The organism is Streptomyces sp. NPDC017225 (assembly GCF_044331465.1).
In the GTDB taxonomy this organism is placed as follows: Bacteria; Actinomycetota; Actinomycetes; order Streptomycetales; family Streptomycetaceae; genus Streptomyces.
In genome coordinates, this window is record NZ_JBIRNE010000008.1 from 153,428 (window position 1) to 167,083 (window position 13,656).

Sequence of the window (13,656 nt, forward strand, 5' to 3'; positions counted from 1 at the left end):
GCGGGCGCCGTGCTGTCCGCGCGCACCCGGGTCCGCCGCTGCCGCGGGGACGACGGCCGGCGGGACCGGTTCTCGCCGTCGGACGGGGAAGCCGTAGAAGGCACCGCCGATGGGTAAGGCCGAACGCGTGACGTACGACGCACCGCCCCGACACGTTCCGCCACGGCGGAACATTAGACTCGTCAAGCCCGGCAACAGCTCTACTGCAAGGAGGCACGGGTGCCGCTGCTGACCCGCATCACGGGACCGCGCGATCTGGACCGGCTCAGCCTGGAAGAGCTGGGCCGGCTGGCGAAGGAGATCCGCACCTTCCTCGTCGACGCAGTCTCCAAGACCGGCGGCCACCTCGGCCCCAACCTCGGCGTGGTGGAACTCACCCTCGCCCTGCACCGCGTCTTCGACTCGCCGAAGGACAAGGTGCTCTGGGACACCGGCCACCAGTCCTACGTGCACAAGCTGCTCACCGGACGTCAGGACTTCTCGAAGCTGAAGATGAAGGGCGGCCTGTCCGGCTACCCCTCGCAGGCCGAGTCCGAGCACGACGTCATCGAGAACAGCCACGCCTCCACCGTCCTCGGCTGGGCCGACGGCATCGCCAAGGCCAACCAGGTCCTCGACCGCGACGACCACGTCGTCGCCGTCATCGGCGACGGCGCGCTCACCGGCGGCATGGCCTGGGAGGCGCTGAACAACATCGCCGCCGCCAAAGACCGCCCCCTCGTCATCGTCGTCAACGACAACGAGCGCTCCTACGCCCCCACCATCGGCGGCCTCGCCAACCACCTGGCGACCCTGCGCACCACCGACGGCTACGAACGCTTCCTGGCCCGCACCAAGGAGGTCCTGGAGCGCACCCCGGTCGTCGGCCGCCCGCTCTACGACACCCTGCACGGCGCCAAGAAGGGCCTGAAGGACTTCATCGCCCCGCAGGGCATGTTCGAGGACCTCGGTCTGAAGTACGTCGGCCCGATCGACGGCCACGACCTCGAGGCGCTGGAGTCCGCGCTCACCCGCGCCAAGCGCTTCGGCGGCCCGGTCATCGTGCACTGCCTCACCGAGAAGGGCCGCGGCTACCAGCCCGCCCTGGCGGACGAGGCCGACCGCTTCCACGCCGTCGGCAAGATCCACCCCGACACCGGCCTGCCCATCTCCACCTCCGGCGCCGACTGGACGAGCGTCTTCGGCGAGGAGATGCTCAAGCTCGGCAAGGAGCGCGAGGACGTCGTCGCCATCACCGCGGCGATGCTCCAGCCGGTCGGTCTCGACAAGTTCGCCAAGGCCTTCCCCGACCGCGTCTACGACGTCGGCATCGCCGAGCAGCACGGCGCGGTCTCCGCGGCCGGCCTCGCCCACGGCGGGGTGCACCCGGTCTTCGCCGTGTACGCCACCTTCCTCAACCGCGCCTTCGACCAGGTGCTGATGGACGTGGCCCTGCACAAGTGCGGCGTGACGTTCGTGCTGGACCGCGCCGGTGTCACCGGCACCGACGGCGCCTCCCACAACGGCATGTGGGACATGTCGATCCTCCAGGTCGTCCCCGGCCTCAGGCTCGCCGCCCCGCGCGACGCCGACCAGGTCCGCGCCCAGCTGCGCGAGGCCGTCGAGGTGGACGACGCGCCGACCGTGGTCCGCTTCTCCAAGGGCGCCGTCGGCCCCGCCGTGCCGGCCGTCGGCCGCGTCGGCGGCATGGACGTGCTGCGCGCCCCGGGCACCGACACTCCGGACGTCCTCCTGGTCTCCGTCGGCGCCCTCGCGCCGATGTGCCTGGAGGTGGCGGACCTGCTGAACAAGCAGGGCATCTCCACCACCGTGGTCGACCCGCGCTGGGTCAAGCCCGTCGACGAGGCCATGGCCCCGCTCGCCGAGCGGCACCGCGTGGTCGTCACCGTCGAGGACAACTCGCGCGTCGGCGGCGTCGGCTCCGCCGTCGCCCAGGCCCTGCGCGACGCGGGTGTCGACGTACCGCTGCGCGACTTCGGCATCCCGCCGCGCTTCCTCGACCACGCCTCGCGCGCCGAGGTCCTGGCCGAGATCGGGCTCACCGCGCCGGACATCGCCCGCCAGGTCACCGGCCTGGTCGCCAAGCTCGACGGACGCTACGAGCGCTCCGAGGCGGACTCGGTGGAGGCCGCGCGCGACTGACGTACGGCCGGATGGGTCGGTAACTCCATTCCTTGAGGTGGTGAAACCGACCCATCCGCGTGAATCCGCTCACGCCGGGGCATGCGCAGTACGCCCCCCTCTCGATCATGTCGGGGACGACAAGCTCGGAGGCACCCGTGAGCAGCAGTATCTTCAGGACCAAAAAGATCGAGCAGTCCATCCGGGACACCGAGGAACCGGAGCACGCGCTCAAGAAGTCCTTGTCCGCACTGGATCTGACCGTCTTCGGCGTCGGTGTCATCATCGGCACCGGCATCTTCGTACTCACCGGAACGGTCGCCAAGAACAACGCCGGGCCGTCGGTGGCCCTGGCCTTCGTCGTCGCGGGAGTCGTCTGCGCGCTCGCCGCGCTCTGCTACGCGGAGTTCGCCTCCACGGTCCCCGTGGCCGGCTCCGCGTACACCTTCTCCTACGCCTCGCTCGGCGAACTGCCCGCCTGGATCATCGGCTGGGACCTGGTCCTGGAGTTCGCGCTGGGCACGGCGGTGGTGGCCGTCGGCTGGTCCGGCTACATCCGTTCGCTGCTGGACAACGCGGGCTGGCAGATGCCCGCGGCGCTCGGTGGCCGGGACGGCGCCGAGGGGTTCGGCTTCGACATCCTCGCCGCCTTCCTGGTGCTGGTGCTCACCGGCATCCTGGTCCTCGGCATGAAGCTGTCGGCACGGGTCACCTCGGTCGTCGTCGCCATCAAGGTGACCGTCGTCCTCATCGTGATCATCGCGGGTGCCTTCTTCGTCAAGGGCTCCAACTACGACCCCTTCGTCCCGAAGGCGCAGCCGGTGGAGGCGGGAGGGGGCCTGCACTCACCGCTGATCCAGCTGATGTTCGGCTGGGCGCCGGCCAACTTCGGTGTGATGGGCATCTTCACCGCGGCCTCGGTCGTCTTCTTCGCCTTCATCGGCTTCGACATCGTCGCCACGGCCGCCGAGGAGACCAAGAACCCCCAGCGCGACATGCCGCGCGGCATCCTCGGCTCCCTGTTCATCTGCACCGCGCTGTACGTCGCCGTGTCGATCGTCGTCACCGGCATGCAGCACTACAGCGAGCTGTCCATCGACGCCCCGCTCGCCGACGCCTTCAAGTCCACCGGGCATCCCTTCTTCGCCGGTGTCATCAGCTTCGGCGCCGCCGTCGGTCTGACCACGGTGTGCATGATCCTGCTGCTCGGCCAGACCCGGGTGTTCTTCGCGATGAGCCGCGACGGGCTGCTGCCGCGCTTCTTCTCGCACGTCCACCCGAAGTTCCGGACGCCGTACCGGCCGACCATCCTGCTCGGCGTGATCATCGCGATCGTCGCCGGCTTCACCAGCCTGAGCGAACTCGCCGAGCTGGTGAACATCGGCACGCTGTTCGCGTTCGTCATCGTCGCGCTCAGCGTGATCATCCTGCGCCGGACCCGCCCCGACCTGCCGCGTGCCTTCCGTACCCCGCTGGTGCCGCTGCTGCCGATCGTGTCGGTGGCCGCCTCGCTGTGGCTGATGCTGAACCTGCCCGCCGAGACATGGGTGCGGTTCGGCGTCTGGATGGCGATCGGTGTCGTCGTGTACTTCCTCTACGGCCGCAGCCACAGCCGCCTGGCCCACGGCGAGGAGGCGCCGGCCGGCAGTCCCTCGAAGCCGTCGGGCCAGGACACCCCGTAGCGACTGCCACCGCCACCGCCACCACGGCCGTCCGGCCCGCCCGCCACTGCCACCGGCGCCGTCAGGCCCGCCCCACGCCGCCACCGGCGCCGTCAGGCGGGCCGGACCGTTCGCGGCCCCGCCACCTCCGCCCCCAGCTCGGCCACCCGGCGGCGCAGCTCACGGTCCGCCGTCACCACCAGAACGGGGCGACCGCCGGCCCGCGCGACCAGCTCGACCATGTGATCGTCCCCACTGCCGGGCGCCGACTCCACTCGTACTCCGGGGACCGATTCCACGCCGCGGGCCGCGCCCTCGACCACCAGGACGAGCTCCACCGGGCCGGTACGCCCCGGCACCCCGTCCGCCGCCAGCCGGTCCCGCAGCCGCTCGGCGGCCCCGCGCCGGTCGTGCCACCATCCGTCGGGCACGGATCCGACGACGTTCGCGGCGTCGACGATCACGAGGAGGGGTTCGCTGTCGTCCATGGGGCCAGGGTCGCACGCACCCCCACCCGGCCGGAGCGCTCCCGTGCGCGGAGGCATAAAATGATCAGGTGAACGGCGAGTGGCTCATACGCGGCCGGGACGGCCGACTCAGCGTCTACCTGATGACCCGGGACGCTGTCCTGTGCCGTGCGGAGCAGGTGCCGGGCGGCCCCTGGGACGCACCGCGCAGGATCGGCGGCGACCAGCGACTGCACCCGGCCCCGGCCCCGGCGATCGGCCAGGGCGCCGACTCCTACGCGCACCTGGTCGCCTGGCGGCCCACGGCGCCGGGGGAGTCGGACCTGGTGCACTCCACCCACTTCCGGCCCCTGCTGGCCGCCCTGGACTGGAGCCCCTTCGGTCATCCGAACGGCAAGGGCGACCGCACCGGCAAGCCCGCCGTGGCCGTGGACCTTCAAGGCCGGGCGCACATCTTCGTGCGCAACGGCGGCGGCGGACTCAGCATGCGTGCCCAGAAGGAGAAGGGCGGCTGGGGCCCGTGGCGTGACTTCAAGGGCGCCGAACTCCAAGAGGCGCCCGTCGCGGTGGCGGGCAGGGACGGCCGAATGGAGGCGTACGCGGCCGGCTCCGGCGAGATCCTGCACTGGCGTCAGGAGGCGCCCGGCAGCGCGATCCGATTGGTGGAGACGGTGGCGGCGGAGGCCCGCCCGGGCACCTTGCGCGCCCTGGCCACCTCCGGCGAGAACACCACCCTGTTCTACACCGACGTGTCCGGCCACCTGTCCGCCTGGCGCCCAGGCACCGAGCCCGTCGCCCTGCTCCCCGCGGCCGGGCCCGGCCGGGTGGCGGCCGTCCGCTGCGATCTCGACGGCCACGACTGCACACTGCTGGCACAGTGCTCGTCTTCCGGCCGGGTCGCCTTCGCCGCCTACCCCAGCGAGCAGGAGTCGGCGGGTGCCTGGTGGACGGAGTCAGGGCCGCAGCTGCCCGCGGACGTCGAGGTCTCCATGACCCTGGACGCCGACAACCGGGTGGTCGCGGCGGTCCTGTCGCCCTCGACGGGACAGTTGCTGCTGACCCGTCGCAAGGACGAGCCGGGGCTGGCACTCACGGCGTGGCAGGCGGTCTGACAGAAGGCCCCCAGACCGCCCTCGGACCGGGAAGAGAGCACGGAGACACTTGGGGCCGGTGGAGGGTTGTGCGTCGACATGCGTGACAAGGGGCACCTGAATTAAGCGTGGTTAAAGCGTAAAGGCCCTGTTAATCTCCTCCCCTGTTCGATCTGGGGTGGCCACGTGCTGCCCGGAACCGGCTCAACCGGCCGGGGAACGACGGGGGTTGGGGGCTAAATCGTGAGCAGATCCTCCACGGTGGATCTTGTGGTCGTCGGACTCGGCTACGTAGGACTCCCCTTGGCCCGCTCGGCCGCGGCGGCGGGCCTGAAGGTCGTCGGACTCGACCGCAGCCGGAGTGTGGTCGACGGTCTGAACTCCGGCCGTTCGCACGTGGACGACATCTCGGACGTCGAGGTCCGCGCGATGCTCGATCAGGGGTTCGAGGCGGTCGACCGTGCGCGGGTGATCGCCGAAGCCGCCGCGGTCGTCGTCTGTGTACCCACCCCGCTCACCGAGCACGGCTCCCCGGACCTCGGCGCGGTGCACGCGGCGGTGGACGACATCTCCGCCCACCTGGTGCCCGGCACGCTCGTCGTCCTGGAGTCGACCACGTACCCCGGGACCACCGACGAGGTGGTGCGGCCACGCCTGGAGGCCGGCGGCCTGCGGGTCGGCAGGGACTTCCACCTGGCCTTCTCGCCCGAGCGCATCGACCCGGGCAACGCCTCCTTCGGCCTGGAGAACACGCCCAAGGTCGTCGGCGGCGTCACCGCCGACTGCACCAAGGCCGCCCGTGCCCTCTACGAGCGCTTCGTCACCCGCGTCGTGGAGGCGAAGGGTACGCGCGAGGCCGAGATGGCCAAGCTGCTGGAGAACACCTACCGGCACGTCAACATCGCGCTCGTCAACGAGATGTCGATGTTCTGCCGGGAGATCGGCGTCGACCTGTGGGACGCCATTCGCTGCGCCTCCACCAAGCCGTTCGGCTTCGCGCCTTTCTACCCCGGCCCCGGAGTCGGCGGGCACTGCATCCCGATCGACCCCAACTACCTGTCGTACAAGGTGCGTTCACTGGGCATCCCGTTCCGGTTCGTGGAGCTGGCCCAGGAGATCAACCAGCGCATGCCCGTGCACGTGGTCAACCGCGCGAGCGAACTGCTCAACGACGAGGGCAAGGCCGTCCGCGGCTCCCGCGTCCTGCTGCTCGGCGTCACCTACAAGGCGGACATCTCCGACCAGCGGGAGAGCCCGGCCCTGGCCGTGGCCGAGAACCTGCGCGCCCGTGGCGCCGAACTGGTGTACTTCGACCCCCGGGTCGAGGACTGGACCGTCGCTGGTACGCCGGTCGAGCGCGCGCGGGACTACCTGGCCGCCGCCGAGAGCGCCGACCTCACCATCCTGCTCCAGCCCCACCGGGAGATCGACCTCGGCCTGCTCGCCGACCGGGCGCGGACGCTCTTCGACACACGGGGCAGGTCCGTCGATCACCCCCGGGTGGTCAAGCTGTGACGTCCGGGGACACCTACATACCCGGAGCGGTCGACTCCGGCCGGCGCCGGGCCCACCGCAAACGGCGGCAGCTGAAGGTCTCGTACCTCTTCTTCCTGGTGATCGCCGCGGCGATCGCCACCCGTCTGGACTCGGACTCGCTGCACCTGTACTCGATCGGCGCCATGGGGCTCCTGTCGCTGAAGATGTTCGGCGCACTGTTCTACCGGCCCGCCAAGGCGGGCCGGGAGGAGCTGGAGTACCTGGAGCGGTCCTGGGTCACCGCGGTCATCCCGATCTACAACGAGGACCCCGTGATGTTCGAGCAGGGCATGCGCAGCCTGCTCGCGCAGAGCCGCCTGCCCAACGAGATCCACATCGTCGACGACGCCAGCGCCGACGACTCCGGCATCCGGATGGCCAGGCGGATGCGCCGCGAGTTCGAGGCGCTGGGCGTGAAGTACACGGTCAGCGTGCAGCCCGAGAACAAGGGCAAGCGCGAGGCGCTCGCGCTCGGTTTCCAGGCGGCGCCGTACTCGGACATCTTCCTGTGCGTCGACTCCGACACCGTGCTCTCCCGCGACACCGTCCGCGAGCTGCTGCTGCCGATGGCCGACGAGAGGATCATGGCCTCCACCGGCATGGTGCTGGCGCTCAACCACGACAGCAACGTCTTCACCCGCCTCCAGGACCTGCGCTACGGCAACTCCTTCCTGTTCGAGCGGGCCGCCTACTCGCGGCTGAAGTCCGTCCTGTGCTGCTGCGGCGCCCTGTCCGCCTATCGCGGTTCCCTGGTGCGCAAGTACCTGCCGGACTTCCTCAACCAGCAGTTCCTGGGCAAGCCCGCCGTCTTCGGTGACGACCGCCGGATGACCAACTACTGCCTCACGGAGGGGCAGGTCGTCTTCCAGGAGACCGCCGTCGGCTACACGGCCGTCCCCGAGAAGCTGCCGCACTTCCTGCGCCAGCAGGTCCGCTGGAACAAGTCGTTCTTCCGCGAGTCCCTCTGGGCCTTCCGGCACCAGAAGAAGTACCGCCCGGCCTTCTGGCTGACCTGCATGGAACTCGGGCTGTGGCTGGTCTTCGGTACGGCGATGTTCTACTCGATGGTCATCCTGCCGATCACGGACCCGCCCCGGTTCCTCGACCACATCGGGGACTACGCGCTCTTCATGGTCCTCATGGGATACCTCCGCAACGTCCGCTACCTCGACTTCCCGCGCCGGGGCATGGGCTTCGTCAAGCGGTTCGGCATGTTCCTGCTCGCCCCGCTGTACGGCCTGATCCAGCTGTTCCTGCTGACCCCGCTGCGGTTCTACGCCCTGGTCACCCTGCACAAGGGGAGCTGGGGCACCCGGCAGGGCGGTGTCGAGGTGTCCGTGGCCGGCGACCACGAGGCCGACGTGACGGAGATCTTCGAGGAGGAGGACCCGTACTCCGACAAGAAGGTCACCGAGACGCTTCAGCTGATGCGCCTGGAGGGCGCGGCCCTGGCTCGCACGGCCCCCCGGGCCCCCCGCGTCCCCACCCAGCCGCAGCCGCTGCCCGGCTATGACGAACAGCAGCATCAGGCGGTCCCGCAACAGCAGGTCAGCTGGGGGACCCCCGCGCCCGCTCCGGCGGGCCGGCACCAGTGGCAGGGCGGGTACCAGGAGCCGTACCGGCAGCAGCCGCAGCCCGGTCACGGCCAGGGCGGCTACCCCGACCCCTCCTGGCAGCAGGGCCAGGGCCAGGGCCAGGGCCACGGGCACGGCAACGGGCAGGGACACGGCGACGGTGGCTGGTAGCCGGCACGGCACGGTGAACGCATGATCGGGACGGGACTCCGGCTCACTCGCGAACCGTGTCGAAGTAGTTCATGCCGTTGCCGGTGAAGCCCTCGACCTGGGCTTGGACCTCCTTCGCCGTCAGGGTGTCGTTCGCGTTGTAGTAGAGCCAGTCCACCTTCATGTCCCAGGCGCGGTCGCCCTTGAACGGCAGGTCGACGAACCAGTGGTTGAAGTTGACCGACATGTCCGCGCGCGGGACGTACTTGCCGTCGCTGACGAAGAGCTTCTCGCCGTCCAGCCAGTAGGCGACGACGCCGTCCTTCACCCTGATCATCACGGTGTGCCAGTCGGCGAGGCTCTTGTTCGTGGTGGTGTAGACGCGGTCGTTGCTCTTGTGGTCGAACCAGGTCACGGTGTCGAGCTTGGGTCCGGCCCGGCCCCAGCCGCCGTTGGGCATGTACTCGTTGTCCAGCTCGCTGTACTCCGAGCCCTCGCCGCCGATGGTGTAGAAGGTCTGGTTGACGTGGTCGCCCTCGTCACCGGTGGCCGGCTCGTCACTGAAGTGGATACGGGCCGCGTAGGTCCCCTCGCGGAACTTGCTCGCGGCCGTGCCCAGGCTGGACTGCCTGGTGCCCGCCTCGGTGCCGTCGGTGCTGGCGCGCAGACGCAGCACCTGCCCGCTCCCGAGGGCCTCCTCGTCGGTGGGGAAGGCGACGTTCTCGGCCGACCAGGTGTTCTCGATGCCGGGGCCGCCCTTGCTGGTGCGGACCAGCCAGCCGTGTTTGAAGAGCGCCGGGTCCTTGTGGCCGAGGTAGTCGAAGGTGTCGAACAGGACGCCTTCGGGGGCGGCCGGCAACGGGTCGGCGGCGGCCGTCCGCGCCTCCTTCCCGTCGTCGTCCGGCTTCGTGCCGTCCGGCTCCTCGCCCCAGGCCAGCACGCCCCGCCTGTACGCGGTGACCCGCTTCGCCTCCTTGTAGCTGGTCATCTCCGCGTCGAAGGAACGGTCGTCGGACTGCTCCAGCTCCTTGTGGTCGGTGCGGAAGAGCTGGAGGTCGATGCCCTTGCTGTTGGCGCCCGGCGCCAGTTCGCCGGCCCCGGGCGAGAACCGGACCTCCAGGTAGCGGTCGGCGGTGTCGGTCGGCTCGGCCGGCTCGACGATCCGCCCGGCGAGGTGGGAGCAGCCGAAGACGGCGTTGACGCAGTTGAACGCGTAGGAGGCGCCGTCGTCGGCGGTGAAGTGGTACCGGAGCGTGACCTCGCTCAACGGCAGTGGTTTCCCGGTCTTGTTGAAGACCTCCAGCGACGGCTTGGCCACCGCGGAGGTGGCCGGTGTGCCGGTCCGGTAGCGCACGAGCAGTTCGGGCGGGTCCGGGTCCGCCTTCTTCCAGACGGGATAGAGGGCCGTGGCGCCCGCGGCGAGGACGACGGCGAACAACAGCAGCCGGACCTTGGGCCACACCCGGCGTCGGGGCGGGCGGCGGCGGGTGGACGCCACGGGGATCTCCTCAACAGGCCGACCGCACGCTCTCGTGGCCGCGTGTGGTGTCCAGGCGGGAGAGCCGCGTACACAAGTAGTCAGATCGTGTGGAGATCCTAGCGGTGCGTGTGTGGCGGAAGGGGGTGGACCGCACGGATCGTTACCGTGCGGTCCACCCCCTTCGCCGGGATGCCCGGTTACGCCGGAACGCTCGCCACCCCGGGCTCCAGGAACCGCTTCCCGTTCACCCGCTCGGCGACGCCCTCACGGTCCAGGTACGGCGTGATGCCGCCCAGGTGGAAGGGCCAGCCGGCGCCGGTGATCAGGCAGAGGTCGATGTCCTGGGCCTCGGCGACGACGCCCTCGTCGAGCATGAGGCCGATCTCCTGGGCCACCGCGTCCAGGACGCGGTCGCGGACCTGCTCCTCGGTGAGGACGGTGTCGCCCTGCTTGAGCAGCGCGGCGACCTCCGGGTCCAGCTCGGGCTTGCCGCTGTCGTAGACGTAGAAGCCGCGCTTGCCCGCCTCGACGACCGCCTTGAGGTTCGGGGAGACGGTGAAGCGCTCCGGGAAGGCCCGGTTGAGGGTCTCCGAGACGTGCAGGCCGATCGCCGGGCCGACCAGCTCGAGGAGGACCAGCGGGGACATCGGCAGACCGAGCGGCTCGACCGCCTTCTCCGCCACGTCCACCGGCGTGCCCTCGTCGATGACGTTCTGGATCTCGCCCATGAAGCGGGTCAGGATGCGGTTCACGACGAACGCAGGGGCGTCCTTCACGAGGACCGCGGTCTTCTTCAGCTTCTTCGCGACGCCGAACGCCGTGGCCAGCGAGGCCTCGTCGGTCTGCTCGCCACGGACGATCTCCAGCAGCGGGAGGATCGCGACCGGGTTGAAGAAGTGGAAGCCGACGACCCGCTCGGGGTGCTTCAGCTTCGACGCCATCTCCGAGACGGAGAGCGAGGAGGTGTTGGTGGCGAGGATCGCGTGCGCGGGCGCCACCGCCTCGACCTCCGCGAACACCTTCTGCTTGACGCCCATCTCCTCGAACACGGCCTCGATGACGAAGTCCGCGTCCGCGAAGCCCTCGGCCTTGTCCAGGACACCGGAGACCAGGGCCTTCAGGCGGTTGGCCTTGTCCTGGTCGATCCGGCCCTTGCCGAGCAGCTTGTCGATCTCGGCGTGGACGTAGCCCACACCCTTGTCGACGCGCTCCTGGTCGATGTCGGTCAGCACGACCGGCACCTCCAGGCGGCGCAGGAAGAGCAGGGCCAGCTGCGACGCCATCAGGCCGGCGCCGACGACGCCTACCTTGGTGACCGGGCGGGCCAGCGCCTTGTCCGGGGCGCCGGCGGGGCGCTTGCCGCGCTTCTGCACCAGGTTGAAGGCGTAGATGCCGGAGCGCAGTTCGCCGCCCATGATCAGGTCGGCGAGCGCCTGGTCCTCGGCGTCGTAACCCTGCTGGAGGTCGCCGTTCTTGGCGGCGGCGATGATGTCCAGGGCGCGGTAGGCGGCCGGGGCGGCGCCGTGCACCTTGGAGTCGGCGATGAAGCGGCCCTTGGCGACGGCCTGGTCCCAGGCCTCGCCCCGGTCGATCGCCGGACGCTCGACGGCGATCTCGCCCTTGAGGACGGACGCCGTCCAGATCAGCGACTGCTCCAGGAAGTCCGCGCCCTCGAAGATCGCGTCCGCGATGCCGAGTTCGTAGACCTGCGCGCCCTTGAGCTGCTTGTTCTGGTTCAGGCTGTTCTCGATGATCACCGAGACGGCCTTGTCGGCGCCGATCAGGTTCGGCAGCAGCGTGCAGCCGCCCCAGCCGGGGACCAGGCCGAGGAAGACCTCGGGGAGGGAGAAGGCCGGGAGGGCCGCGGACACGGTGCGGTACGCGCAGTGCAGGCCGATCTCCACGCCGCCGCCCATGGCCGCGCCGTTGTAGTACGCGAAGGTCGGCACGGCCAGCTTCGACAGCCGCTTGAAGACGTCGTGGCCGCCCTTGCCGATGGCCAGCGCGTCCTCGTGCCGCTTGAGCAGCTCGACGCCCTTGAGGTCGGCGCCGACCGCGAAGATGAACGGCTTGCCGGTGACGCCGACGCCGACGATGTCGCCGTCCGCGGCCTCCTTCTCGACCCGGTCGATCGCGGCGTCGATGTTCGCCAGCGACTGCGGGCCCAGCGTGGTCGGCTTGGTGTGGTCCAGGCCGTTGTCCAGGGTGATCAGGGCGAAGCGTCCCGCGCCCAGGGGCAGGTCGAAGTGGCGCACGTGGGCGCTGGTGACGACCTCGCCGGGGAACAGCTCGGCCGCACCCTTCAGAAGCTCTGCGGTGGTGCTCACTTGTCCCCCTCGAAGTGCGGGTTCTCCCAGACGACCGTCGCGCCCATGCCGAAGCCGACGCACATGGTGGTCAGGCCGTAGCGGACGTGCGGCTGCTCCTCGAACTGGCGGGCCAGCTGCGTCATCAGGCGGACGCCCGAGGAGGCCAGCGGGTGGCCGAAGGCGATGGCGCCGCCGTACTGGTTGACGCGCGCGTCGTCGTCGGCGATGCCGTAGTGCTCCAGGAAGGCGAGGACCTGGACGGCGAAGGCCTCGTTGATCTCGAACAGACCGATGTCGTCGATGGACAGGCCGGCCTGGGCCAGGGCCTTCTCCGTCGCCGGGATCGGGCCGTAGCCCATGACCTCCGGCTCGACACCCGCGAAGGAGTACGAGACGAGGCGCATCTTGACCGGCAGACCGTTCTCGCGGGCGAAGTCCTCGCTCGCGATGAGTGAGGCGGTCGCGCCGTCGTTCAGACCGGCCGCGTTGCCCGCGGTGACCCGGCCGTGCACACGGAACGGCGTCTTCAGGCCCGCCAGGTTCTCCAGCGTGGTGCCCGGACGCATCGGCTCGTCGGCGGTGACCAGGCCCCAGCCGGTCTCACCGGCCTCCTCGTTGGTGCGGCGCACCGAGACCGGCACCAGGTCGGCCTGGATCTTGCCGTCGGCGTACGCCTTGGCGGCCTTCTCCTGCGAGCGCACCGCGTACTCGTCGGCGCGCCGCTTGGTGATGCTCGGGTAGCGGTCGTGCAGGTTCTCCGCGGTCATGCCCATGAACAGGGCGGACTCGTCGACCAGCTTCTCGCTGACGAACCGCGGGTTCGGGTCCACGCCCTCGCCCATCGGGTGGCGGCCCATGTGCTCGACACCACCGGCGACGGCGACGTCGTACGCGCCGAAGGCGACGGAGCCGGCCACCGAGGTGACGGCGGTCAGGGCGCCCGCGCACATGCGGTCGATCGAGTAGCCCGGGACCGAGGTGGGCAGGCCCGCCAGGATGCCGGCGGTGCGGCCGATGGTCAGGCCCTGGTCACCGATCTGCGTGGTCGCGGCGACGGCGACCTCGTCGATCTTCTTGGGGTCGAGACCGGGATTGCGGCGCAGCAGTTCCCGGATCGCCTTCACGACCAGGTCGTCGGCGCGGGTCTCGTGGTAGACGCCCTTCGGGCCCGCCTTGCCGAACGGGGTGCGGACGCCGTCTACGAAGACGACGTCCCTGACGGTACGAGGCACGATGGCTCTCCTCCAGGGTGCGGGATGGCACTGCT

General features: G+C 70.2%; 9 protein-coding genes. 5 read left to right on the forward strand and 4 right to left on the reverse strand.

Going from position 1 to position 13,656, the window contains the following annotated elements; translation table 11 throughout:
• Positions 1-219 precede the first annotated feature (219 nt).
• Positions 220-2,142 carry a 1-deoxy-D-xylulose-5-phosphate synthase gene (dxs, locus tag ACH4NX_RS19425; RefSeq protein WP_351391518.1) on the forward strand — a complete coding sequence of 641 codons (1,923 nt, stop codon included), beginning with the start codon at positions 220-222 and terminating at the stop codon, positions 2,140-2,142.
• A gap of 137 nt (positions 2,143-2,279) precedes the next feature.
• The gene (locus ACH4NX_RS19430) at positions 2,280-3,803 is read left to right on the forward strand and encodes an amino acid permease (protein WP_398129294.1); all 1,524 of its coding nucleotides are present in this window, start codon (positions 2,280-2,282) and stop codon (positions 3,801-3,803) included.
• A gap of 92 nt (positions 3,804-3,895) precedes the next feature.
• On the opposite strand, the gene ACH4NX_RS19435 is transcribed toward ACH4NX_RS19430, so the two are convergent.
• Complete coding sequence (locus ACH4NX_RS19435) at positions 3,896-4,270, reverse strand: NTP pyrophosphohydrolase (protein ID WP_398129293.1); 375 nt, start codon at positions 4,268-4,270, stop codon at positions 3,896-3,898.
• Between the two features lie 68 nt (positions 4,271-4,338).
• Here ACH4NX_RS19435 and ACH4NX_RS19440 point away from each other — a divergent pair, with 68 nt between their 5' ends.
• The 3 genes from ACH4NX_RS19440 (at position 4,339) to ACH4NX_RS19450 (ending at position 8,621) form a co-directional block, all read left to right on the forward strand.
• On the forward strand, positions 4,339-5,361 hold the full coding sequence (locus ACH4NX_RS19440) for a hypothetical protein (RefSeq protein WP_398129292.1): 1,023 nt from the start codon (positions 4,339-4,341) through the stop codon (positions 5,359-5,361).
• Positions 5,362-5,583: 222 nt separating this feature from the next.
• The gene (locus tag ACH4NX_RS19445; RefSeq protein ID WP_351391528.1) at positions 5,584-6,855 is read left to right on the forward strand and encodes a nucleotide sugar dehydrogenase; all 1,272 of its coding nucleotides are present in this window, start codon (positions 5,584-5,586) and stop codon (positions 6,853-6,855) included.
• Positions 6,852-8,621 (forward strand): glycosyltransferase, encoded by a 1,770-nt coding sequence (locus ACH4NX_RS19450; RefSeq protein WP_351391531.1) that lies wholly within the window; start codon positions 6,852-6,854, stop codon positions 8,619-8,621. The genes ACH4NX_RS19445 and ACH4NX_RS19450 overlap by 4 nt, the downstream gene beginning before the upstream one ends.
• A gap of 43 nt (positions 8,622-8,664) precedes the next feature.
• Here the strand turns inward: ACH4NX_RS19450 and ACH4NX_RS19455 are convergent, their stop codons facing one another.
• From ACH4NX_RS19455 to ACH4NX_RS19465, 3 genes are all read right to left on the reverse strand, one after another.
• Positions 8,665-10,098, reverse strand: a complete 1,434-nt coding sequence (locus ACH4NX_RS19455) for a cellulose binding domain-containing protein (protein ID WP_398129291.1) — start codon at positions 10,096-10,098, stop codon at positions 8,665-8,667.
• Positions 10,099-10,277: 179 nt separating this feature from the next.
• Entirely contained in the window at positions 10,278-12,407 is a 2,130-nt protein-coding gene (locus ACH4NX_RS19460; RefSeq protein ID WP_351391537.1) for a 3-hydroxyacyl-CoA dehydrogenase NAD-binding domain-containing protein, read from the reverse strand.
• Positions 12,404-13,621, reverse strand: coding sequence for an acetyl-CoA C-acyltransferase (locus tag ACH4NX_RS19465; protein WP_351391540.1), 1,218 nt, complete (start codon positions 13,619-13,621; stop codon positions 12,404-12,406). Before ACH4NX_RS19465 ends, ACH4NX_RS19460 begins: the two co-directional genes overlap by 4 nt.
• Between the last annotated feature and the right edge of the window lie 35 nt (positions 13,622-13,656).